General features: G+C 52.4%; 24 protein-coding genes. 11 read left to right on the plus strand and 13 right to left on the minus strand.

Annotation, left to right across the window (positions count from 1 at the left end; translation table 11 throughout):
- Nucleotides 1-561, minus strand: a complete 561-nt coding sequence (gene rsxB, locus AC4IE8_RS01720; protein WP_068990589.1) for an electron transport complex subunit RsxB — start codon at nt 559-561, stop codon at nt 1-3.
- Between the two features lie 12 nt (nt 562-573).
- Nucleotides 574-1155 (minus strand): electron transport complex subunit RsxA, encoded by a 582-nt coding sequence (rsxA, locus tag AC4IE8_RS01725; RefSeq protein WP_068990593.1) that lies wholly within the window; start codon nt 1153-1155, stop codon nt 574-576.
- A gap of 353 nt (nt 1156-1508) precedes the next feature.
- Here rsxA and AC4IE8_RS01730 point away from each other — a divergent pair, with 353 nt between their 5' ends.
- Nucleotides 1509-2786: an O-acetylhomoserine aminocarboxypropyltransferase/cysteine synthase family protein gene (locus AC4IE8_RS01730; protein ID WP_068990595.1), complete on the plus strand. Its 1278-nt coding sequence runs from the start codon at nt 1509-1511 to the stop codon at nt 2784-2786.
- 96 nt (nt 2787-2882) lie between these two features.
- On the opposite strand, the gene AC4IE8_RS01735 is transcribed toward AC4IE8_RS01730, so the two are convergent.
- Nucleotides 2883-3203 carry a sulfur globule family protein gene (locus tag AC4IE8_RS01735; protein WP_490790148.1) on the minus strand — a complete coding sequence of 107 codons (321 nt, stop codon included), beginning with the start codon at nt 3201-3203 and terminating at the stop codon, nt 2883-2885.
- 587 nt (nt 3204-3790) lie between these two features.
- On the opposite strand from AC4IE8_RS01735, the gene AC4IE8_RS01740 reads away from it, so the two are divergent.
- Both AC4IE8_RS01740 and AC4IE8_RS01745 read left to right on the plus strand, forming a co-directional pair.
- On the plus strand, nt 3791-4282 hold the full coding sequence (locus tag AC4IE8_RS01740; protein WP_068990601.1) for a polymorphic toxin type 4 domain-containing protein: 492 nt from the start codon (nt 3791-3793) through the stop codon (nt 4280-4282).
- Between the two features lie 51 nt (nt 4283-4333).
- Nucleotides 4334-4876 carry a GNAT family N-acetyltransferase gene (locus tag AC4IE8_RS01745; RefSeq protein WP_490790149.1) on the plus strand — a complete coding sequence of 181 codons (543 nt, stop codon included), beginning with the start codon at nt 4334-4336 and terminating at the stop codon, nt 4874-4876.
- 24 nt (nt 4877-4900) lie between these two features.
- Here AC4IE8_RS01745 and AC4IE8_RS01750 read toward each other — a convergent pair whose 3' ends face one another.
- Complete coding sequence (locus AC4IE8_RS01750) at nt 4901-5356, minus strand: hypothetical protein (protein WP_068990605.1); 456 nt, start codon at nt 5354-5356, stop codon at nt 4901-4903.
- Between the two features lie 218 nt (nt 5357-5574).
- On the minus strand, nt 5575-6966 hold the full coding sequence (locus AC4IE8_RS01755) for an MBL fold metallo-hydrolase RNA specificity domain-containing protein (protein WP_490790150.1): 1392 nt from the start codon (nt 6964-6966) through the stop codon (nt 5575-5577).
- A 191-nt stretch (nt 6967-7157) separates the two neighbouring features.
- On the opposite strand from AC4IE8_RS01755, the gene AC4IE8_RS01760 reads away from it, so the two are divergent.
- Together AC4IE8_RS01760 and AC4IE8_RS01765 are read left to right on the plus strand one after the other, a co-directional pair.
- Nucleotides 7158-7862 carry a hypothetical protein gene (locus AC4IE8_RS01760; RefSeq protein WP_490790151.1) on the plus strand — a complete coding sequence of 235 codons (705 nt, stop codon included), beginning with the start codon at nt 7158-7160 and terminating at the stop codon, nt 7860-7862.
- A 403-nt stretch (nt 7863-8265) separates the two neighbouring features.
- Nucleotides 8266-8679 (plus strand): FxsA family protein, encoded by a 414-nt coding sequence (locus AC4IE8_RS01765; RefSeq protein ID WP_490790152.1) that lies wholly within the window; start codon nt 8266-8268, stop codon nt 8677-8679.
- 87 nt (nt 8680-8766) lie between these two features.
- Here the strand turns inward: AC4IE8_RS01765 and vapC are convergent, their stop codons facing one another.
- Nucleotides 8767-9156, minus strand: coding sequence for a type II toxin-antitoxin system VapC family toxin (gene vapC, locus AC4IE8_RS01770; RefSeq protein ID WP_490790153.1), 390 nt, complete (start codon nt 9154-9156; stop codon nt 8767-8769).
- Complete coding sequence (locus tag AC4IE8_RS01775) at nt 9153-9347, minus strand: type II toxin-antitoxin system VapB family antitoxin (RefSeq protein ID WP_069003992.1); 195 nt, start codon at nt 9345-9347, stop codon at nt 9153-9155. The genes vapC and AC4IE8_RS01775 overlap by 4 nt, the downstream gene beginning before the upstream one ends.
- A 134-nt stretch (nt 9348-9481) precedes the next feature.
- Here AC4IE8_RS01775 and AC4IE8_RS01780 point away from each other — a divergent pair, with 134 nt between their 5' ends.
- From AC4IE8_RS01780 to AC4IE8_RS01795, 4 genes are all read left to right on the plus strand, one after another.
- Entirely contained in the window at nt 9482-9760 is a 279-nt protein-coding gene (locus AC4IE8_RS01780) for a hypothetical protein (protein ID WP_490790154.1), read from the plus strand.
- Between the two features lie 212 nt (nt 9761-9972).
- Entirely contained in the window at nt 9973-10482 is a 510-nt protein-coding gene (locus AC4IE8_RS01785; protein WP_490790155.1) for a hypothetical protein, read from the plus strand.
- A gap of 431 nt (nt 10483-10913) precedes the next feature.
- Nucleotides 10914-11222, plus strand: coding sequence for a hypothetical protein (locus AC4IE8_RS01790; RefSeq protein ID WP_068990630.1), 309 nt, complete (start codon nt 10914-10916; stop codon nt 11220-11222).
- 269 nt (nt 11223-11491) lie between these two features.
- Nucleotides 11492-11701, plus strand: a complete 210-nt coding sequence (locus AC4IE8_RS01795; RefSeq protein WP_068990634.1) for a cold-shock protein — start codon at nt 11492-11494, stop codon at nt 11699-11701.
- Nucleotides 11702-12053: 352 nt separating this feature from the next.
- Here the strand turns inward: AC4IE8_RS01795 and metG are convergent, their stop codons facing one another.
- A complete protein-coding gene (gene metG, locus AC4IE8_RS01800; protein WP_490790156.1) occupies nt 12054-14102 on the minus strand; it encodes a methionine--tRNA ligase in 2049 nt (682 codons plus the stop codon).
- Between metG and AC4IE8_RS01805 the strand changes: the two genes are divergently transcribed.
- Complete coding sequence (locus AC4IE8_RS01805; RefSeq protein WP_490790157.1) at nt 14101-14244, plus strand: hypothetical protein; 144 nt, start codon at nt 14101-14103, stop codon at nt 14242-14244. The two genes, metG and AC4IE8_RS01805, sit on opposite strands and share 2 nt — an antisense overlap.
- Nucleotides 14245-14318: 74 nt before the next feature.
- Complete coding sequence (olsF, locus tag AC4IE8_RS01810) at nt 14319-16034, plus strand: bifunctional ornithine lipid synthase OlsF (protein WP_490790158.1); 1716 nt, start codon at nt 14319-14321, stop codon at nt 16032-16034.
- A 139-nt stretch (nt 16035-16173) separates the two neighbouring features.
- On the opposite strand, the gene AC4IE8_RS01815 is transcribed toward olsF, so the two are convergent.
- From AC4IE8_RS01815 to yaaA, 5 genes are all read right to left on the minus strand, one after another.
- A complete protein-coding gene (locus AC4IE8_RS01815; protein WP_068990643.1) occupies nt 16174-16671 on the minus strand; it encodes a hypothetical protein in 498 nt (165 codons plus the stop codon).
- Nucleotides 16672-16897: 226 nt separating this feature from the next.
- A complete protein-coding gene (locus tag AC4IE8_RS01820) occupies nt 16898-17698 on the minus strand; it encodes an undecaprenyl-diphosphate phosphatase (RefSeq protein WP_490790159.1) in 801 nt (266 codons plus the stop codon).
- A 57-nt stretch (nt 17699-17755) separates the two neighbouring features.
- A complete protein-coding gene (gene galE / locus AC4IE8_RS01825; RefSeq protein ID WP_490790160.1) occupies nt 17756-18760 on the minus strand; it encodes a UDP-glucose 4-epimerase GalE in 1005 nt (334 codons plus the stop codon).
- Between the two features lie 668 nt (nt 18761-19428).
- On the minus strand, nt 19429-20205 hold the full coding sequence (locus AC4IE8_RS01830; protein WP_490790161.1) for a TatD family hydrolase: 777 nt from the start codon (nt 20203-20205) through the stop codon (nt 19429-19431).
- Complete coding sequence (yaaA, locus tag AC4IE8_RS01835; protein ID WP_490790162.1) at nt 20184-20951, minus strand: peroxide stress protein YaaA; 768 nt, start codon at nt 20949-20951, stop codon at nt 20184-20186. Before yaaA ends, AC4IE8_RS01830 begins: the two co-directional genes overlap by 22 nt.
- Nucleotides 20952-21061 lie beyond the last annotated feature (110 nt).

Here is a 21061-nt window from a genome sequence, read left to right on the forward strand (position 1 = left end):
TTAATGTTGCTCTGCTATCTCTTCAGTGCCACTCTGGGGGAAGGGCCAGCGCCAGTTATCCGCCTTCTGCGGAATCGGCTCCATGATGATGCAATCCACCGGGCAGGGGGGCAGGCAGCGCTCGCAACCGGTGCATTCCGCTTCGATCACCACATGCATCTGCTTTGCTGCGCCGATGATCGCATCCACCGGGCAGGCCTGCAGGCAGAGGGTGCAACCGATGCACTCCTGCTCTTTTATGATGGCAATCGCTTTCGGCTTCTCCTCGAGCGTTTCCGCTTCCAGTGCTATCGGGTCCCGTCCCAGCAGATCGGCCAGGGCGATCATCGTACCTTCACCGCCCGGGGGGCATAGGTTGATCTCCGCCTCACCGTTGGCGATCGCTTCGGCGTAGGGGCGGCAGCCGGCAAATCCACATTGACCACACTGGGTCTGGGGCAGGACTTTTTCGATCTGGTCAGTGATCGGATCCCCCTCCACATGGAAGCGGATATTGGCATACCCCAACAGCAGTCCAAACAGGGTGGCCAGGCCGGTGATGGTGAGGATCGCAATCAACATCGGGGCATCGTCCTACACAGAAACCAGGCCGGCAAAACCCATGAAAGCCAGGGACATCAGCCCCGCCGTAATCATGGCGATGGCATTGCCCTGCAGCGGCTCCGGAACATCGGCTACGGTGACCCGTTCACGAATTCCGGCAAACAGCACCAGCACCAGTGAGAAACCGGCGGCGGCGCCAAACCCGTAGAGGGCGGACTCGATAAAGCCATGCTGCTCCTGGGTATTCAGCAGGGCGACCCCGAGTACCGCACAGTTGGTGGTGATCAGGGGCAGAAAGATGCCCAGCACCTGGTAGAGCATGGGGCTGGTTTTGTGCATCACCATTTCGGTGAACTGCACCACTACCGCAATCACCAGGATGAAGGCGATGGTACGCAGGAACTCCAGATCGAGCGGTATCAGCAGATATTCATTGATCAGGTAGGAGCAGATGGCGGACAGGGTAAGCACAAAGGTGGTGGCCAGACCCATGCCGGTGGCGGTCTCCAGTTTCCTTGAGACTCCCATAAAGGGGCACAGGCCGAGAAACTTCACCAAAACGAAGTTATTCACCAGCACGGTGCTAATCAGAATCAGGGCATACTCTTGCATGGAAAAACCAAATCTCAATTAATGGCGTTAGGATAAGCGTCCGTCTGACTGGTTACAACTTGTCTCTACTGGGTATTTGCGCGCTACTATGCTGATTTACCCGGAGTATTTCATTGATAAGCCGCAAACGGTACTGGTCTCGGCCGTATAAATCCATAACAATAGGTCTGGCTTGCCGGTTTTACCTGAAAATTGAGTTAAATCGCGTGATTTGATGGGTGATAAGGCCAGAAGCGAAGATTTCACACCGGACTGACAAAAAACGGTCATCCAGTCGTCCAAACTGACCGTTTATACAATAAAAGGGGCTGATTGCAGTACAGCCTGAACCAAGAGAGAGGATGAGAAGAGACATGAAACTAGAATCCCTTGCGCTGCATGCGGGCTACGATTCCGAACCCACCACCAAAGCGGCCGCAGTACCGATCTACCAGACCACCTCCTACACCTTTGACGACACCCAGCATGGTGCGGATCTGTTCGATCTCAAAGTGGTGGGGAATATCTATACCCGGATCATGAATCCGACTACAGCGGTGCTCGAGCAGCGGATGACCGAGATGGAAGGAGGGGTGGGTGCCCTGGCCCTGGCGTCCGGTATGGCCGCGATCACCTATGCGATCCAGTGTATCGCCAGCAGTGGCGACAATATCGTCAGTACCAGTCAGCTGTATGGCGGCACCTACAATCTGTTCGCCCACACCTTTCCCCGTCAGGGAATCGATGTGCGGATGGCCTCGTTCGATGATTATGAGAAGCTGGAGAGCCTGATCGACGACAAGACCCGGGCCCTGTTCTGCGAGTCGATCGGCAACCCGGCCGGGAATATTGTCGATCTGGAGCGGCTGGCAGAGATCGCCCATCGCCATGGGGTACCGCTGATTGTGGATAACACGGTCGCTACGCCCTACCTCTGTCGGGCCTTCGATCATGGCGCCGATATCATCATCCATTCGCTGACCAAGTATATCGGGGGTCACGGCACCACGGTTGGAGGTGTGATCATCGATTCCGGCAAGTTTGACTGGGCTGGAAACAAAGCGCGTTTTCCAATGCTGAACGAACCGGACCCCTCCTACCACGGAGTGGTCTATACCGAAGCCCTGGGTCCAGCCGCTTTCATCGGCCGCTGCCGGGTGGTGCCATTGAGAAACACCGGCGCCGCACTCTCACCGCACAGCGCCTTCCTGATCATGCAGGGTCTTGAGACCCTGGGTCTGCGGATGGAGCGGCATTGTGAAAACAGTCTCGCGGTGGCCGAATTTCTGAAGCAGCAACCCCAGGTGAAGTGGGTCAACTACGCAGCATTACCGGAGAGCCCGCACTACGAACGCTGCCAGAAGATCACCAAGGGGCAGGCCTCGGGTATCCTCAGTTTCGGTATCGAAGGGGGCCGGGAAGCTGGGGCCCGCTTTATCGATGCCCTGCAGATGATTCTGAGGCTGGTGAATATCGGTGATGCCAAATCCCTGGCCTGTCATCCAGCCACCACCACCCATCGTCAATTGAATGAGGATGAGCTGGCGACCGCCGGTGTCAGTGGGGATATGGTTCGCCTATCGATTGGTATCGAACATGTGGACGATATTATCGCCGACATCAGTCAGGCATTGGAAGCGGCTAAGGGTTGAGATATTTAGTCTGCAAATGAACGCTAAAAACGCAAATATTTAGCGTGTAGGGTGGGGCCTAGCCCCACCCATTCCCTGCTGCGGAGTCACTCAGTTCTACTTATCGACACCCGTGGTTGGTGCGGCCGGCGTTGCATAGGAGTAAGCGTGGTAGGGATAAGCGTAACCATAGGGGGCGCCCCACCAGGGACCATAGTAGTCCCGATAACGATTCCAGCCCCGTCCATAGCCGGATCCCCTGGCGCTGCCACTGAAGCCAAAGCTGAAATAGCCGTCACCCCAGCCCCAGCCATCACCTAACCAGTCGTTATCCCAGCCCCGATGTTCCCAGCCGGGTCCATGACCCCACCATGCAGAAGCGGTGGTGGAGAAGATAACCAAAGCTACCGCAGCTGTAGTTAATGCAATTTTTTTCATGATCCCTCTCCCTGATCGATGCTTAACAGTGATGAAAAGATATTGCATCTGACCAACAAACTTTTGGCCATCAATAGTTATGTATAAGTAAATTCTGAATATCTCAAATTAATATAATCAACTTTACAACCTGTCTTTTATAGCCGGGCCCTATCGAGTCGAAATCAGATATTCAGTGGTTTTTTTGGTGCTGATGAACTCAAATGAAGTCACATATAACCATTCCGGTACAATCCATTATTCGACAATCTCCTGCAAATGAATGCTGATCTGGAACGATCGATTAACCAGCGGTTCTTTTAATATAATCCTATGTACCCAGCTTGAAGATGAGCGAGGCTGAACAATAATAGTTTTGAAGCCACCACTGTTTTGAAAATATCTATAGGTGACTTCAGAGTGTAAACTCAATAACCGGCCTTCAAGGATTGATCGTCAACTGCGGTGCTGATCAACAAAAATCGTATTTTTTTCTACAATACCTGTGGGTGTTGTCCATATTGCGACAGTTCACTCTTATTGAACAACATCACGATGCATCGTGGTTACTGTCAAACTAAAATAGGATTGATTCAAAGGAGGGAGTGATGGCCTTCATAGAAGGAACAAGCCGCGATGCGCTTGGGGATATTGTAATTCGAAGCAAGGTTAAATCGCCGCCTGGTCGTTTAGGGTATGAGAAGATGTACTGGCCCGGTGTGGAGGTTGGTCTTCAGGGATGGGAGAGGGCTCATAGTCAGGGAAATATAACAGGACACGAAAGCCCCCATGGAATCCGTTACGCGCCGAGAGAAGTAAACCAGCATTTTCAGCGGTTGGGTATAGAGAAGTTCATTCAAGAACTTTATAAACTGAAAGCGGACGATGTGGATTTATGGTTAACAACTGTCACATCAACCCATACTGGAACGCTGCGTCTCAAAGAGATTCAATATCGTGTTGATGTCGTGCGAAGGGGTCAATCAAAAGCGCTGTTCGAAGCTTCTATCGAGGTGGAGAATAAGAAAAGTTTTCCAAAGATCAGCGTGCAGGTGAGGGAGCGTCATTCCGCTCAAGAGTGGCAACGTTTTATCTCTTAGTGCGTCTGTGGAAACCAGTTGGAAAGTTGCATTGTATTGGATTGAATCGTTGTGCCAGTGAAGCTGTTTGAAACGGAAAGGTTATATGGACGTGAGTTCACCACTCAGGATACGACCAGGCTCACTCAGATCCTGAGTGACCCTGAAGTAATGAAATACTCGGTCCATGGTGTTTGTGATGAAAGAGCAACCCGAAAGTTTATCGATTGGTCTATCGCCTGCTACGAGGAATCAGGTATTGGGTTCTGGGCTTTGATCGAGAAAAAGTCGGGTAATCTGATTGGCTTTAGTGGGGTGGGTCCTGAGCCTGTTGATGGCACTGAACTGATGAACTTAGGCTATCGTCTGGCCAGGGAGTACTGGAATCTCAGGTTCGCCACGGAAGCGGCGAAAGGGGTTTTAGAGTATGTGTTCAGGCAACGGGCGATTGAGTCGGTGGCGGTTATTATCGAACCGGATCATCTGGCATCCCTCAAAGTGGCCGAGAAAGTGGGGTTTACTGACTATACGAATAGGGAGTTCTATGGTCGGCCTGTGCGGATCTACCGTTTGGATTTACAAGCGTGGTTGTCGATTGATCGTGGTGCTACCTGAATTCGATATCAATGAGGCAGAGGCTTAACGCTTAGGCTCCTGAGGCAGGGTTTTAACCGATCGCTTCAAGACAGCCCGCTTGATCAGCATGGCCCAGTTTCGCCAGCCACCCGCTTGCAGCTCTGTCGTGGTTGATTTCAACTGGTTACCAACCATCACCGCTTCAGGTACACGCTTGCGGATCGCAAGTGCCACTTCTCTGCAGAGCCCCGGTTCGGGTAGAACCGTTACCCAGATGACATTGAGTTTCAGATTGATGTCGGTGAACACGATCTTTTCATCAAACTCCTTCAGCACCTCTTCGAGCATCCTCTGCAAATGGTTGATCTGTACTTCAGAGTAGTGTTTCAGTCGCGGGATCAGCATCATCAGATCGGCCAGCGGGGCACCATCGGCCTGTTTGTTCGGTGCGCGCTGCCACAGCGGAGCAGAGGGCTGCCAGCGCGATGTGGAGGGTGAGGTCGTTTTTGGTATATCCATACAGAAGATCTGTGTTTGATGATCACCGATTACTGTTCGTAGCGTTACCCTGTTTCTATGGATCAGAATCCAAACAACATTTTAGGCAGTATAGACCAGTTAAAAATGGCTTATGAAATGTGCTGAGTGAGTTTATTGGCGGCAAAGAATCGCAAAAACTCGCAAACATCAGATGGCCTTTAGAGAGACCTGCAATGATGCGGTTAAATAAAACACTTTTAGATATCCAACAAATCCCCCATATCCGGCACCGAAGCCTTGAACCCCAACTCCGACTCAATGTGATCACGCAAATCGCTTTTCGATTCAGGTTCACCATGCACCACATGCACATGAGGCGAGCTGTTACGGTAACTGCTCAGCCAGCGGGTCAGGTCATCCACATCCCCATGGGCCGAGAGGCCACCGACGGTATGCACCTTCGCCTTTACCCGGTACTCATCGCCATGGATGCGCACAGTGGGTTTACCCTCCACCAGGGCCCGACCCATGGTGCCATTGGCCTGGTAACCGACAATCATCACATGGGAACCGCTGCGGGAGATGTTGTGCTTCAGGTGGTGGATGATCCGGCCACCGGTCATCATACCGCTGGCAGAGATGATGATGGCGCCGCTCTTGATCCGGTTGATCCCCATCGACTCCTGGGGTGATGCGGTCAGTTTGAGATTCTGCAGATGGGGCATCTCATGGATCTTCTTACGCAGTTTGGTCGCCTCCTCGTCATAGAGGTGGGGGTAGTCCCAATAGACCTTACTGGCGCGGATCGCCATCGGGCTGTCGAGAAACACCTGCCAGCGGTTAAGGCCCCACTCATCGTAATACTTACCCAGGTAGTAGAGGATCTCCTGACTACGGCCAATGGAGAAGGCTGGAATCAGCAGATTACCCTTTTGATGAGTCGCTTCACGAATGATCTCACCGATCTCCTCGATGGTTTTCTGCCGATCCCGGTGACGGCGATTGCCGTAGGTGCTTTCGATGATGACATGGTCCGCCTCTTCGATCGCCGTCGGGTCGTTGATGATGGGGGTGTCGTACTGTCCCAGATCACCGCTGAAGACCACCTTGTGCTGCTTACCGTTCTCAGTCAGCCAGACCTCCACGCTGGAGGAGCCCAGGATGTGCCCCGCATCCTGAAAGCGGATCGAGATCCCCGGCAGAATTTCACGCTTCTCCCGATATTTCAGGCCGACGAGTTTGTCCAGCGCCTCCTGGGCATCGGCCACGGTATAAAGGGGATCGATGAACGGTTTGCCTTTGCGCTTGCGCCATTTGTTCTCGTATTGAGCATCCTTCTCCTGCAGAAAGGCGGAGTCCTGCAGCATGATGTCGCACAGCTCCATGGTGGCGTTCTGAGCGTAGATCGGTCCCTGATAGCCCTGCTTCACCAGCAGCGGAATCCGCCCGGAGTGGTCGATGTGGCCGTGACTCAACACCACCGCACTGATCTCATCCGGGGAGAAGGGGAAAGGGCGTCGGTTCTTCTCCATCTCCTCGCGACGTCCCTGGATCAGCCCGCAATCGAGCAGGATGGTCTCACCATTGGCGCGGAGGATATGGCAGGAACCGGTGATACCGCTGGTTGCACCGTAGAATTCAATCTGCATAGTCACTGTCCTTTAGAGGATCTTTTTGGTTAGTCATCGAAGGCCTATCTGCAGCATAGCATGAAGCCGGGTAAAACAGCCGTTGCGACTGGAGATAGCCACAAAAATAAACATTCACAGTCTCTTCAAAGGGATATAATCATTGAATGAGCCTGTCGGCAACGTCTTGGATCGAAAACGGAGTGGCCATCATGACAACAGAAATCGAACAACTCGAGGCACCGGAGAACAAAAAAGGGCTTCGTGGTATCCATATCCTGTGGATCGTGTTGGCAACCATCCTGGTAACCGCCGCCGTCACCTACTGGGTGGTGCGCACCTACATCTACGCCAAGGATTTTACCCCGGTGCAACTCTCACAGACCGAGCAACAGGTGCTGAATGAAAAGCTGGAGAGCCTGGGTTACCAACCCGCACCAGCCATCGCCCCGAATAGGCAACCCGCTGAAAAGGAGACCGATGAGGCCTGGCTGAGAGCGGAGCGGTACAGTGAGAAAAATGCCCGACGGGAAGTCTTCTTCACCGAGCGGGAGCTCAACGGCATGGTGGCCAACAATCCGGAGATGGCAAAGAAACTCGCCATCGATCTCAGCGACGACCTGGTCAGCGCCAGAATCCTGGTGCCAGTGGATCCGGATTTTCCGATCCTTGGTGGAAAGACCCTGCGGGTATCAACTGGAATGGAGCTGGCATTCCGGGATGCCAGACCGGTAGTGATCCTGAAGGGTGTCAGCATTATGGGCGTACCCATCCCCAACGCCTGGCTGGGCGGCCTGAAGAACATCGATCTGGTCAGTGAGTTCGGCGATCAGCAGGGTTTCTGGGCCGGTTTTGCAGAAGGTGTCGAGCATATTCGTGTGGTAGAGGGTGAACTGAAGATCAAGCTCAAGGAGTAGAGCGGCAATTCCAACCAGCTATGGCGTCACGTCAGTCAGGTTAGATGAGCGTTAGGGAGGCTGGCCGACTGCAATGGAAAACTGCTACGAACATAGTAAGAGCCAGGTTGAAAACCACGCTTTCGGATTTAAGGGACTAGACAAGATAATTTAACAGGATTAAGTTTAAGTCATCGATGCTTAGGATTTAAGCTTAAGTTACAGGGAGGTATTTATCAGTAATGGAACCCCTCCTCAAACTTCAAGCAATTACCTGTAATGAGAAACGACACCCTTTTTGTGGTGGATCGTTATTTCTATTTGAACGGATTTTTATTTAGTGGAAATTACAATTGATAACCATTCTGCTTGCAAAATATCGCAATATCAGTGGCAGTAAGATAATCAGCTGCTAGAGCAAAAAATGGAAAGAAGCCTGCTACCTGTAGCCCTACTTGTATTAGCCCTATCAGAAGTAGCAACAACAGGGCTTTTATATGATTGGTTGGGTATTGTGGATCTAGTTGTTCTCTATTTTATTACTACCTGTCTAGGTGCGGCGATATTACTTACTCAATCAGGCTTCATGAAAAGAATAGCTAAAGAAGCAAAGAAACGTGCCAAGGGGGATGATCTTCATGATGAACTGCAAAAACAACTAGACGGCGGCGAGGCAACAGAAGGTGCCAAAGAGTGGGGTGTACTTACAGCTCAGGGTGTTTTTCATACGGCTGCATGGGCGCTTATTCTAATTCCAGGCCTTATTACAGATGCCCTTAGTTACGTATTAATTGGGATGTGGTTCGCGAGAAAAGACCGTGTATCTAAAATGCTCTAACAAAGTAATTTAACTCGGACGGCAAAAAGTACCGTTCGTTCCTCACTATGCTTTTTGCCTCCGGTGAATTGCAGCGTTATGTGTATCTCAAACTCTGACTAGTCCAAGATGCTCAACGAAAGGTTTAAAATCTTTATCTGAAAAAAGGAGAGGGAGTTTCTGGTCAATGCAAAATGTTGCGATGATGACATCGGCTGTCTTACGAACCGTAAGCCCTTTTTTTCGAAGGGCTCTAAAATTTTCTGCGCTTCGAATCGCCATTGCTTTGCCAAGCATATCTAAAACCGTTACGTCCCCAAATAGCTTGCGGGCGGCATTATAGTCTTTATCGTGCCTAAATCCCTGCAATACATCAGTCAATATCAAATCACCGATAGCAACCGGTTTAATCCCGAGGATTTCATCGAGCTTATCAGTTTGAGCATTTTCAAGACCAGAGAAATAATCAATCCATACGCTGGAGTCCACTACGATCATGAGTTAGATCTCATGTCATCTAGGTCACCAACCCATTTCAACTTGCCACGAAAATTTCGTATATTTTCTTGTTTTTTTAACCTAATCAGCGTCTTAAGCCCAAGCTCCACGGCATCCTTCTTGGTTCTTAGGCCAGTTGCCTTCAAGACGTCGTCCATTAGCTTATCGTCTATATCGATGTTGGTTCGCATGTTTTCCCTCACTATGTGTAATTACAAAATGTGTATAAATTATCTAGATTATACACATAACGATCAACTGCACATGAACAATCTGTTCCGCTACACAACGCGAAATCCAGGTGAGTTGGGGCGTTAGCGATAGTATGACAAATATCTTACTTATATCTCTGACTGCAACTGTGATTTTGGCGGCTTTGTCTTCTTGGAGACACTCTTTTGTGGGTTATTTAGGAATATTGGCTTCTACATTTGTATTTCTAGGTGCATTCTTTTTTGAATCTATTTTAGAGGCATTGCATGATTCAGATTTAGTTCAATTAATCATGGAATTGGGACTGTTATTTATAGCATATGGTTTTTTCTGGTTTTTCTTTACTGTGAAATATATAACTGAGAGTTCGCTATTCGATCTTACATATTAAAGCATGCCTATGTTCAAAGAATTTGTTGACAGGAAGGGGTATAGGACAGCCTTTGAGTCGTTCACAATTACTGCGGGGTATGTTTTGTTTTTATCAGCAATGTTGTTTTATGCATTTTATATATATAGGGGCTAACCAGGCCTTTTAGTGAACACAATCACTACCACACCTGTACCAATGAAGGCTACGTCAGCTAAAAAAGGACTTACAGAATGAAAAACGTAATATTTATACTCTTCCTAATATGGTCTGGTCATGCATTCTGCTTGGATTTGGAACCAGCTAAATCCGTTCTGGGCGTGCCTTGGAATAGTTCAGAAGCGGAGGCGATGAAAATATTGGGGTCGCCTAACGGTTACTTCCATGCAACAAAGCACAAAAAGCTAGTCTTCTACGGTAAATCTGTTGTGCTACTCTTTAAGCGCGGAAAGTTAAAGGGTTTCAGGTATTACGAGGCTTGTTGCAGAGCACTGTATCAAATGTCTGTTTCAATCAATTCTAAGTACTCTAAAGAACCAATATCGCTTGACGGTGTAAAGCTATCAGGTAGCTCTTTCCATAATTTAAATAGATCTCTTTCTTACGAGCTTGGGCTCCCTGACTATCGTGCAGAAATAGCAACCGATGAAGTTACGATAAGACTAGGATTTACAGGCAGTGGCTACCCAGGCAAAGCTGAAGAATTCCACTTTAGCAGCATCGAAGTAGACTATGACTTATAAGCCGAACAAGAAAGTTATGCTGCTCACTATTAAGCTTGTGCCACTTTGATTGATACTTCGGTAATTCAGGTAGGCTATCAATGGGCATAGGAATGCTCTATTACAATATGCGGAACAAAAAGCCCAGTGCTAAGTGCAAGCGCTGTGGTTTACGTTACACGATTGATTATGCAGAGTGTCCGCACTGCACAGGTCTTTCTGAACAGGAATTGGTTGAATTGAAAAGAGTCATTAGAGCAGGGAGAATTGCCAGCAGGCAACTCGGTAAGAAGTTGCTTTTGGCAGCGGTTGCACTCATCGTGGCTTTACTCTTTGTCACCATATAAATCCATAAGTATCTTCAAATTTGCTTGTGTTAAGTTATTCTTGGTTTATCTGCCTTACCTACACACCAGCCTAACGGACCACTCACTTATTTAGTTTTGTACCAAATGTTACTGTTTATAAAAAGTGCATGGACCGGTAAGGAAAAACTCTCTCTGGTTTTTTGGGGCTACTACATCTCTGGGCAGCTTGGTCTTGCACTCTTGATTGGTGCTTTTTTGGTATTTATACCCAGTGAAACAGCACAGATTATTGCAGCTGTATTACTCTTTTTGCCCTATGTAATCTGGGCAAGCTGGTCAGTCTGGGCGTGTGCCTACAATGTAGAGCAGAAATACTGGGGTCATGCCGCCAGGGTTGTTGTGGTGATTTCGGTGATGAGTGCGATTCGCAATTTGATCGTGATATTGGAGTGATTTTAGGTACTTAACAGTCAGTAATGAACCGTTTTCCGGGCAATTATTGTAATCACCATTCTATTGATTTTTCCTTGTAAGTGTTTGCTTTTTAGCCGATAAAAGGGTAATTTTGCAGTTCCGCATAGTCTTAATAATATCTCGAATCCTGCTTTTCGATGTTTCCTCAATCGTTACACCGAAATCTAATTTCAAAGAGTTCATCAAGATTTGTGGTGATTCTACCTCCTAAGGGGTAATCTTTTTTTTATTATTGAGGTATTCATACCATGTCAGAAAGACAAACTGGAACCGTCAAATGGTTCGACAGCGGCAAAGGTTACGGCTTTATTGAGCGTCCAAACGGTAAAGATCTCTTCGTTCATTTCCGTTCAATCGAAGGGGAGGGGCACCGTTCTCTGGTCGATGGACAGAAAGTCGAGTTTACTGAAGTGGCTGGTCAGAAAGGTCCTCAGGCAGACAAGGTTGTCCCGCTCTAAACGACTCGGTGTTGTACCCGGGCTCAAGGAGTGAGCCCGGTCAGTCAGCCTGTTACCTGATAAGGTATTCGGAAAAGACTGTTTTCCTTCTCCGTTTCCGCTCTTCTGCACGTGACAATCAGAGCGCGTCCTATAAACCTGTTCTAAGGCAAAGGCTCTCTTTGTGTCTCTCGATTCGAATTTCTAACAGATTCAGAATGGTTTGACGGGTTGTTTATAAACTTGGTTAAATTCTAATCTGAACAGAGTGAAATTAAACGCCTGCCATGACACCTTCACAATTGACCGAATATCGATCAATCAGTGCCAATAAAATTTATCCAGGCTGTAAGTGAGTCGAAAATGGCCGGTTTTACTTAACCCGCATCCCCGGCTCTGCACCTTCATCCGGATTGAGGATGAACAGATCCTTACCCCCAGGCCCGGCGGCCAGCACCATACCCTCGGATAGCCCGAAACGCATCTTACGTGGCGCCAGATTGGCGACCATCACGGTAAGCTTGCCTTCCAGATCCTCCGGCGCATAGGCGGATTTGATGCCGGCGAAGACGTTGCGGCTCTCGCCACCCAAGTCGAGGGTGAGTTGCAGCAGTTTGTCGGCGCCATCCACATGCTCCGCCCTGGCGATCCTGGCGATCCGCAGATCGAGCTTGGCGAAATCGTCGAACTGGATGGTGTCAGCGATTGGATCCTTGGCCAGGGGCGAGTCGGCGGCCGGCTTTGCCGGCGCGGTCTGCTGCTGAGCCGCCAGATCCTCTTTGGAATGTTCCAACATGGCCTCGATATGTTTCGGGTCGACCCGGGTCATCAGCGGCTTGAACTTGCTGATGGTGTGGCCACTCAGCGGGGTGGCCAGCTGCTCCCAGGTGAGGCGTTCGATCTGCAGGAAGGACTCGGCCATCTCTGCGGTGCTCGGGAGGATCGGTCGCAGGTAGCCGATCAGCAGACGGAACAGGTTGAGACCGTCGCTGCAGATCGCCTGCAGCTCGGCTTCTTTGCCTTCCTCCTTGGCAACCACCCAGGGCTTCTGTTCATCGATGTACTGATTGGCGCGATCCGCCAGGGCCATGATCTCACGCACGGCGCGGCTGAACTCCCGCTTCTCATAGTGTTGGGCAATGGTCTCGCCGGCGGCAACGAACTCATCGAACAGGGCCTGCTCGCTTACATGCTCGGCCAGCTTGCCTTCGAAGCGTTTGCTGATGAATCCGGCGCAGCGACTGGCGATGTTGACCACCTTGCCCACCAGGTCGCTGTTGACCCGCTGGGCGAAGTCTTCCAGGTTGAGGTCGATGTCGTCGACCCCGGAGCCCAGCTTGGCGGCGAAGTAGTAGCGCAGGTATTCCGGATTGAGATGGTCCAGGTAGGTGCGCGCCTTGATGAAGGTGCCACGGGATTTGGACATCTTCGCGCCGTCCACAGTGAGAAAGCCGTGAGCGTAGACCGCATTGGGTGTACGGAAGCCCGCACCGTGGAGCATCGCCGGCCAGAACAGGGTGTGGAAATAGATGATGTCCTTTCCGATGAAGTGGTAGAGCTCGGTGTCGCTGCCTTCCGCCCAGTAGCTGTCGAAGTCGAGGCCTTCGGTCTTGTCGCAGAGGTTGCGGAAGCTGGCCATGTAGCCGATCGGCGCGTCGAGCCAGACATAGAAATATTTACCCGGGTGGTCGGGGATCTCGAAGCCGAAGTAGGGGGCGTCTCGGGAGATATCCCACTCCTGCAGGCCTGCCTCGAACCATTCCCCCAGTTTGTTGGAGACTTCACTCTGTACATGGCCGCCACCCGTCCACTCTTTGAGCATGCTCTCGAAGTCGGCCAGTTTGAAGAAATAGTGGTCCGACTCCCGCTGCTCCGGTACAGCACCGGATACCGCAGAGACCGGATTCTTCAACTCCGCCGGGGAGTAGCTGGCGCCGCAGACTTCACAGTTGTCACCATACTGATCCTCTGAGCCGCATTTGGGGCAGGTGCCCTTGATGAAGCGATCGGGCAGGAACATATGCTCCACCGGGTCGTAGGCCTGGGTGATGGTGCGCTTGGCGATATGACCCCCATCCCGGTTGCGTTCGTAGATGGTGTTGGCGCAGGCCTGATTCTCCGGCGAGTGGGTGGAGTGGTAGTTGTCGAAACCGATGCGGAACTCGGCGAAGTCCGCAGTATGCTCCTCGGCCACCCGTTCGATCAGGGTTTCGGGTTCGATCCCCTCCTGGCGGGCTCTGAGCATGATCGGGGTGCCATGGGCATCATCGGCACAGACGTAGTAGCACTCGTGTCCCCGCATCTTCTGAAAACGCACCCAGATGTCGGTCTGTATGTATTCCACCAGATGACCAATGTGGATCGGCCCGTTGGCATAGGGCAGGGCGCTGGTGACGAGGATCTTTCGCGGTGTGTTGTTCATGTCGAGTCTGGTTTTCAGGTTGCAGCAGGGCGTTTGCCCGGAAAAACCGGGATTATCACATATCGGTTCGGAAATAGGTAAGTCACCGGTTGGTTTCATCGCTAAACCGGTTTCACAGGATGGTCATCTTGGTGCAATCTAATCCTAATCCTGATGAAAACCACCTGTCATGCGGCTCTTCTAAGCTCTGCCTGTTTTATTTGCAGGAGCCCGCATGTGCTGAATGTTGAACAGGTCTTGACCAATCGTTTTCCGGGATTTTTCGAAAAGCAGCCCTCTCTGCTGACCAAACCCATGTTGAAGGCTCTGCGTCTGCTGTTTCGCGAGCGGGAGATCAACCGGTTTCTGGAAGAGCACCATGCGCTGCGAGGCCTCGAGCTGATCGAAAAGGTCCTTGAGTACTTCGATTTGGACTATCTGGTGTCGAACAAGGATCTGGAGAACATCCCCTCCAGCGGTCGGGTCATCGTGGTGGCCAACCACCCCCTGGGGGCGCTGGACGCCCTCAGCCTGATCCTGATGATCAGCCGGGTGCGCCGGGATATCCGGGTGGTGGCCAACGATCTGCTCGCCTCCATCGAACCGCTGAAGGATCTGCTGCTGCCGGTGGACAACCTGGGTGGCGGTTCGAGTCGCCGGGGAGTCAAACAGATCCATGCCGCCCTGCAACGGGAGGAGCTGGTGATCATCTTCCCGGCCGGTGAGGTCTCCCGGTTACGCCCCAACGGGGTCCGGGATGTGCGCTGGAAGAGCGGCTTCATGCAGTTTGCCCGGCGTACCGGCTCACCGCTGCTGCCGATCTACATCGATGCCCGTAATTCGCCCCTGTTCTATGGCGTCTCCATGCTCTACAAGCCGATCGCCGCTCTGTTGCTGGTGCAGGAGATGTTCATGCAGCGCTCCAACACCATCGCCTTCCGGGTAGGCGAACTGATCCCTTTTACCCATCTGAATGTGGAGGGGATCAGGCTGAAGGCCCGGGTGAAGATGGTGCGCAAGCATCTCTATCGGATCTCCCAGCGCAAACCGGGTGTGTTCACCACTGAGAAGAGTATTGCCCATCCGGAATCCCGCCAGGCGCTGAAGAAGGAGCTGAGCAAGGGTGAGATCCTCGGCCAGACCCGAGATGGCAAACAGATACTGCTGATGGATTGGCAGCCGGGCAGCGTCTTGATGCGGGAGATTGGGCGGCTAAGGGAGTTGAGCTTTCGCAAGGTGGGAGAGGGTACCGGCAAGCGACGGGATACGGACAACTACGATCTGCACTACCGCCATCTGGTACTGTGGGATGAGTCTGAGCTGGAAGTGGTCGGCTCCTATCGTATCGGTGAAGTGGGCTCGATCCTGGTCAATCAGGGTAGTGAAGGTCTCTACACCAACTCGTTGTTCAAGTTTGACGATCACTTCGATCGCTACGCCCGTCAGTCGATCGAACTGGGACGCAGCTTCGTGCAACCCCGCTACTGGGGCAGCCGGGCCCTGGATTACCTGTGGCAGGGGGTAGGGGCCTATCTGAAGCACCACCCTGAAATCAAATATATGTATGGGCCGGTGAGCATCAGCGCCCACTACCCGAAACCGGCCAGGGATCTGATGGTGGACTTTTTTCAGCGTTACTACGCAAGCAATGAGTATCTGGGGCAGGCCAGGGTGCCTTATCAGATCAGCCAGTCGACCAGGGATGAGTTTGGTCAGGTGTTCAGTGGTGATGACGATGAGGCCGATCGGCAGGAGCTGAAGAACCAGCTGGCGCTGTTCGACCTGACCATTCCCACTCTGTTCAAGCAGTACACCGATCTGTGTGAACCCGGCGGTGTGCGGTTTCTCGATTTTGGCGTGGATCCGGAGTTCGCCGGATGTACGGATGGCATGATCCTGGTTGAGATCTCCAAGGTCAAAGCAAGCAAACGCAAGCGCTACATGGGGAGCTAGTCGCTCATACGAGCAGGTTGGGATAGTTGATGAGGGAGAGGGTAAACAGGGGTTGGCTCTCCTTAGCCAGGGTGATCCGCAACCCCCTGTTTGTACAACCCCTCATCCATCTGCTGTAGCTGGGTGGGGGGATCTGAATTTACCTTAAACGCACCGGAACCACTTCGGTATCACAATCCGCACCGTTACAGGCCTCGATGATGATGTAGAGGTCTTCGGGAAGGCTGTCGATCAACTCGTCCACGTCATATTCGTAGTTATCGTCGTCTTCACAGACCATCTCCAGATTGTTGTCGAACCAGCACTCCTCATCGTTGCGGTCATCATGATCGCAGCGACCGTACTCGCCACACCAGACGTAGTAGAAACGAATGTCGTTGTCTTCGTCCAGGTTGCTGTTTACGCTGAGCCAGAAATAGGCGTTGTAGCCGCTGGCGTTGTCATCGTCGACTTCCCAGACCAACTCGAACTCACCGTTGTTGATCGCCGAGTCGATGGTTACCCGGCCATCTTCCAGTTCAGATGAAGAGCCGTTGATTCTGAACTCTTCGACCTCCACATCATCACCGCCTCCGTTACAGCCGGCAATGAGGAGTGAGAATGTGGCCATGACGGCAAGAATAAGATTTTTGAGCATAATATGTCCCTCCTTCCATGGTTAGCAATGACAAAAATAGTGTTATAGCAAACTATCCCATTCAGTGATTATGGGCGTCAAGGCGCATATTGTATCGATTTGTAGCAGTAGTCCTTAAAATCACTTTCGAATTCGGCGACTTAAATTGCATGGTTTGCACAACGACCCCACGCCTGATGGTGCCGTTGCGCGGCCAGTGACTGACCGGTTCAACCCAGCTTGCCCGTTACAGCATAAACAGCAGAATCAAAGCACCCAGGATGAAACGGTAGATGACGAACGGGGTCATACCGATGTTTTCGATGAAGCGCAGAAAGTAGTGGATACAGAGGTAGGCGGTAATGAAGGCCAGGCCTGCGCCGAGGCTGATCGAGAGCCAGTCCACCTCCGCTTCGCTTTGCAGCAGATCGAGTCCCAGCAGTCCGCCGGACATCAGGATGGTGGGGATGGAGATCAGAAAAGAGAAACGGGATGCCGCTTCACGGGTCAGGCCGAGGAACAGCCCGGCGGTCATGGTGGAACCGGAGCGGGAGGTGCCCGGAATGATCGCCATCGCCTGGAACAGGCCGATCACCACGGCATCGCTCCAGCGCAGGGAGTATTCATCCCGATGGCGTTTGCCGAACTGGTCTGCCAGCAGCAGTAGCACGCCAAAACCGATGGTGGTGATGGCGATGACCAGTGGCGAGCGCAGATCGGTCTCCACCAGGGATTTCATCAGCAATCCGAACAGGCCAACCGGAATGGTGGCGATGACGATCATCCAGCCAAGCCGGGACTCCTTGGAGCGGGCAGACGGGTTGACCCAGGAGAGAAAAAAATCCCGGGTTATGGAGATCACCTGGTGACGGAAATAGCCGATTACCGCCGCCAGGGTTCCCACATGCACGGCCACGTCGAAGGCCAGCCCCTGATCGGTATAGCCGGCCACCTTGGGCGCCAGGATCAGATGAGCCGAACTGGAAATCGGCAGAAATTCGGTCAGTCCCTGAACCGCGGCCAGGATGATGATTTGTAGGAGTTCCATGTCGATCTTTCCTGCTAGTCGACGCCTAACGGTTGGGGGCGGTCAACACGAATCCAGTCAGTCCTGATTGGACCATGGGTCGTTAAGCTGTTTCCGCTCCCAGGCCAGTGCAGAGCTGGCGATTACGGAGAGATCGTCATATTTGGGCGACCAGCCCAGTACCTCACGCACCTTCTCGGCACCGGCAACAAGCTCCGGCGGATCACCGGCACGGCGCTCTGCCTCGATGATGTTGAGCGGTGAACCGTTGGCCGCCTCCACCGATTTCAGCAGTTCGCGGACCGAGAAGCCGTGACCGTATCCGCAGTTGAGAATGGCGGAATCACCACCATTGCGCAGATAGTCCAGGGCCTTGACGTGGGCGGTGGCCAGGTCTTCCACATGGATGTAGTCGCGTACACCGGTGCCGTCCGCTGTGGGGTAGTCGGTACCGAAGATATAGACCGCATCCCGTTTGCCCACCGCAGCCTCGCAGGCGACCTTGGTCAGCAGGGTGGCCTTCGGGGTCGACTGGCCGATTCGGCCCTCCAGATCGCAACCGGCCACATTGAAATAGCGCAGGGCGATATAGTTCATGTCGCTGGCCTGTGACAGATCGTGCAGCATCATCTCCGACATCAGCTTGGAGGTACCATAAGGATTGATCGGGCTGGTGGGGGTGTCCTCATAGGCAACCTCTTTCTCGGGAATACCGTAGACCGCCGCGGTGGAGGAGAAGACAAAGTTCTTCACCCCCGCTTCGGCGCAGCACTGCAGCAGACTGCGGGTATTGCAGGTGTTGTTGGCGTAGTACTTGAGGGGGTTCTCCACCGACTCCGGGACGATGGTGTGGGCGGCAAAGTGCATCACCGTATCGATCTCATGCTCCTCCAGGATGCGGCTGACCAGCTCCCGGTCGCCGGTATCACCCACCACCAGATCACCATACAGGACCGCCTGGCGGAAACCGGTGCAGAGGTTGTCCAGGGTTACCAGCCTTTCGCCCGCTTCGCCAAGCTGACGTGCGGTATGACTGCCAATGTAGCCGGCGCCGCCGGTCACCAGAATCCCTTTTTTCGACATCAATAATTCCCCATGTTCAAGTGGTATTCCGCCAGTCACAAATCAGATGAGATCAATAACCTAAAAAGCCGTTGAGACTTAATTCAGGGTGGGCAGAGTTTTGTTGGGGTACATGATAACGATGGATGAAGCGTGAGTCATGCCCAGTTTCAGGGATGGGTGATCTGTTTAGGATGCATCAGTCCGGTTACAGCCTCATAATGGTCGACTCAAGCAGAGTCTTGAAACCTGGGTGGATCCACTCGTTATTGGCCTCTTGTCGGAAAGTCCCTGTTTCGCCCTCCTGGGCGAGGCACTTTTCTTTTCTCGCCAAACACTGCTGTCCGGAAAAATCAGTGAGTCTGTGTTCATATGATGATTATGGCGACGCTTCGCCTTATTACTAATCTGACCATCAGAATTAAACCGGATGGTGGCTCAGTACGCACCGAGGCGTCTCATTGTGCTTAATCTAAAGCGGTTTTGGTGGGGCATGGCCCCACCCTACTATTGATTTCCGGGTGTTGGGTGGGGCCATGCCCCACCAAATAGGGTTTGAGTAGGCGCCTTATAGTGATATGCACTAAGAGCATTTTGCGGCCATTGGCGGTGATTGGCTTCCATTCGCGGCTTATTTTATTCTCATCTTTACACGTTAGGGCCGAACAACAGCATTGGGACAAGCTCTGTTACTGGAGTCTGAACAGCCTCTGGGTATTAAGCCGGGTTTGTGCGGCGATCTCTTGGGCAGGCTGACTGCGCAGTTGGCTGAACAGTTCAAGAATCAGTGGCAGATAGGCGGGCTCGTTGCGTTCGCCTCGGTGCTGTGTGTCGGGTTGATCCGGTGAGTCGGTCTCGATCAGCAGGGACTCCAGAGGCAAGGATTTCACCAGATGCCTCAGACGTTTTGCCCGCTCATAGGTTACCGGTCCACCGAAGCTGAGGTAGAACCCCATCTCGATCAGTCGATGGGCCTGTTGCTCACTACCCGAGTAGCTGTGCAGCATGCCGCGCAGGCCCGGGAAGCGTCGCAGGGTATTGATCACCTCCTCCACCGAACGACGGGCGTGGATGATCACCGGCAGGTCGAACTTGCCGGCCAGTTCCAGCTGGGCTTCGAACAGCCTTTGCTGGCGCTCGGGCTGGGGATCCTCAATGTAGAAATCGAGTCCGCACTCGCCTACCGCCACCGGCTGTTCAGCGGCCAGCCACTCACTCAGCTGATCGATATGATCATCCTGATGATCGGTCAGAAACATCGGATGCAGACCGTAGCTGGGATGGAGTCCCGGGTGGTCCAGGCAGAGTTGTTTGATTCGCGGCCACCAGGCCGCTTTGACGGCCGGGATGATCTGTTGTGTTACCCCGGCCTGCTCGGCGCGGCTCAGGGCTTGCTGCCGGTCGACGTCGAAACTGGCGTCGTCGAAGTGGCTGTGGGCGTCGATCAGCTGCGGGTGAAGACCCATTGATCGTCCTTCGAGAGCTTTTTGTTGAAGCGGTAACCATCCACATCGAAACCCTTGATATCCTCCGGATCGCTGAGTTGATTGTCGATGATGTAACGGCTCATCAAGCCCCGGGCCTTTTTCGCGAATACACCGATCATGCGGTAGCTGCCGTTCTTTCGTTCCTTGAACTGGGGGGTGATGATGCGGCCGTTCACCAGTTTGGGTTTGATCGATTTGAAATATTCGTTGGAGGCCAGGTTGACCAGGATGTCGTCCCCCTGAGCCTTCAGGTCCTTGTTGATCGACTGGGTGATCTGCTCGCCCCAGAAAGCGTACAGATCCTTGCCCTCCTCATTGGGCAGCCTGGTGCCCATCTCCAACCGGTAGGGCTGCATCAGATCGAGGGGTTTGAGTACCCCGTAGAGGCCTGAGAGTATGCGCAGGTGGCGTTGCGCGAATTCGAAGCCCTGTTCGTCCAGGGTCTCGGCATCGAGCCCGGTGTAGACATCCCCCTTCATCGCCAGTGCCGCTTGCTTGGCATTCTTCATATTGAAGGGGGTTTTCCAGTCGTGATAACGATCGAAGTTGAGCTCCGAGAGCTTGATGCTCAGATTCATCAGCTCCGCCAGATCCAGGGCCGAGTAGTTGCGCAGGTTGTCGATCAACACTTTTGACTGCTTGAGAAATCGGGGCTTGGTATGGGTTTTGGTGACCGATGGTGTCTCGTAATCAAGGGTTTTGGCGGGTGAAATAGCAATCAACATCTCTGAATCTCTTTAAGCTGCACGGGTTCCAGTCGGCTGGTGTGGATAACGGCTCAATCATCGCCATACCCTGAGGGAATTACAACCGTTTCTGAGCAGGTTTATTCCTT

The sequence above is a fragment of the Candidatus Thiodiazotropha sp. AKAK2 genome (genome assembly GCF_058244685.1).

What these genes read in the sequence shown, in the direction of transcription:
- rsxB (WP_068990589.1), bottom strand. Translation starts at nt 561, where the DNA reads ATGTTGATTGCGATCCTCACCATCACCGGCCTGGCCACCCTGTTTGGA.
- rsxA (WP_068990593.1), bottom strand. Translation starts at nt 1,155, where the DNA reads ATGCAAGAGTATGCCCTGATTCTGATTAGCACCGTGCTGGTGAATAAC.
- AC4IE8_RS01730 (WP_068990595.1), top strand. Translation starts at nt 1,509, where the DNA reads ATGAAACTAGAATCCCTTGCGCTGCATGCGGGCTACGATTCCGAACCC.
- AC4IE8_RS01735 (WP_490790148.1), bottom strand. Translation starts at nt 3,203, where the DNA reads ATGAAAAAAATTGCATTAACTACAGCTGCGGTAGCTTTGGTTATCTTC.
- AC4IE8_RS01740 (WP_068990601.1), top strand. Translation starts at nt 3,791, where the DNA reads ATGGCCTTCATAGAAGGAACAAGCCGCGATGCGCTTGGGGATATTGTA.
- AC4IE8_RS01750 (WP_068990605.1), bottom strand. Translation starts at nt 5,356, where the DNA reads ATGGATATACCAAAAACGACCTCACCCTCCACATCGCGCTGGCAGCCC.
- AC4IE8_RS01755 (WP_490790150.1), bottom strand. Translation starts at nt 6,966, where the DNA reads ATGCAGATTGAATTCTACGGTGCAACCAGCGGTATCACCGGTTCCTGC.
- AC4IE8_RS01760 (WP_490790151.1), top strand. Translation starts at nt 7,158, where the DNA reads ATGACAACAGAAATCGAACAACTCGAGGCACCGGAGAACAAAAAAGGG.
- AC4IE8_RS01765 (WP_490790152.1), top strand. Translation starts at nt 8,266, where the DNA reads ATGGAAAGAAGCCTGCTACCTGTAGCCCTACTTGTATTAGCCCTATCA.
- vapC (WP_490790153.1), bottom strand. Translation starts at nt 9,156, where the DNA reads ATGATCGTAGTGGACTCCAGCGTATGGATTGATTATTTCTCTGGTCTT.
- AC4IE8_RS01775 (WP_069003992.1), bottom strand. Translation starts at nt 9,347, where the DNA reads ATGCGAACCAACATCGATATAGACGATAAGCTAATGGACGACGTCTTG.
- AC4IE8_RS01780 (WP_490790154.1), top strand. Translation starts at nt 9,482, where the DNA reads ATGACAAATATCTTACTTATATCTCTGACTGCAACTGTGATTTTGGCG.
- AC4IE8_RS01785 (WP_490790155.1), top strand. Translation starts at nt 9,973, where the DNA reads ATGAAAAACGTAATATTTATACTCTTCCTAATATGGTCTGGTCATGCA.
- AC4IE8_RS01790 (WP_068990630.1), top strand. Translation starts at nt 10,914, where the DNA reads ATGTTACTGTTTATAAAAAGTGCATGGACCGGTAAGGAAAAACTCTCT.
- AC4IE8_RS01795 (WP_068990634.1), top strand. Translation starts at nt 11,492, where the DNA reads ATGTCAGAAAGACAAACTGGAACCGTCAAATGGTTCGACAGCGGCAAA.
- AC4IE8_RS01805 (WP_490790157.1), top strand. Translation starts at nt 14,101, where the DNA reads ATGTCGAGTCTGGTTTTCAGGTTGCAGCAGGGCGTTTGCCCGGAAAAA.
- metG (WP_490790156.1), bottom strand. Translation starts at nt 14,102, where the DNA reads ATGAACAACACACCGCGAAAGATCCTCGTCACCAGCGCCCTGCCCTAT.
- AC4IE8_RS01815 (WP_068990643.1), bottom strand. Translation starts at nt 16,671, where the DNA reads ATGCTCAAAAATCTTATTCTTGCCGTCATGGCCACATTCTCACTCCTC.
- AC4IE8_RS01820 (WP_490790159.1), bottom strand. Translation starts at nt 17,698, where the DNA reads ATGGAACTCCTACAAATCATCATCCTGGCCGCGGTTCAGGGACTGACC.
- galE (WP_490790160.1), bottom strand. Translation starts at nt 18,760, where the DNA reads ATGTCGAAAAAAGGGATTCTGGTGACCGGCGGCGCCGGCTACATTGGC.
- AC4IE8_RS01830 (WP_490790161.1), bottom strand. Translation starts at nt 20,205, where the DNA reads ATGGGTCTTCACCCGCAGCTGATCGACGCCCACAGCCACTTCGACGAC.
- yaaA (WP_490790162.1), bottom strand. Translation starts at nt 20,951, where the DNA reads ATGTTGATTGCTATTTCACCCGCCAAAACCCTTGATTACGAGACACCA.